This is a genomic window from Lacinutrix sp. MEBiC02595, assembly GCF_053601555.1.
The window spans coordinates 1-444 of record NZ_JBSHNU010000062.1; the positions used below are offsets into that span (position 1 = coordinate 1).

1 protein-coding gene is annotated in these 444 nt (G+C 37.8%); it reads right to left on the bottom strand.

Annotated elements, in window-relative coordinates; translation table 11 throughout:
* Positions 1-444, bottom strand: a 444-nt coding sequence (locus ACVCZW_RS00240; protein WP_452231316.1) for a hypothetical protein, incomplete at both ends; no start/stop codon positions are given.

The following is a 444-nucleotide window of genomic DNA, read 5'->3' on the forward strand; positions in this document are numbered from 1 at the left end:
GTTATCTGTACCGTTACATTCTATAGTTTCGTCTATTACAGTACAAGCCGTTAAGTCAGGACCGATAGAATCTTCAAGCGTAAGCGTTGCAGTAAGTATGGTTTCATTACCACAATCATCAGCAACTGTATAAGTAACTAGAATAGTACCACCAGCGCCACAAGTGGAAGCAAGGTTAGTAAATACATAATCAGAAGTTACATCGAATACTGCATCTGTATCACAAGAATCTGTACCACAAGATTGAAGTGCTAATATATTAGCAGCATTCCAATCGTTAGCAATTGTTTCGTTATCTGTACCATTACATTCTATAGTTTCGTCTATTACAGTACAAGCCGTTAAGTCAGGACCGATAGAATCTTCAAGCGTAAGCGTTGCAGTAAGTATGGTTTCATTACCACAATCATCAGCAACTGTATAAGTAACTAAGATAGTACCACC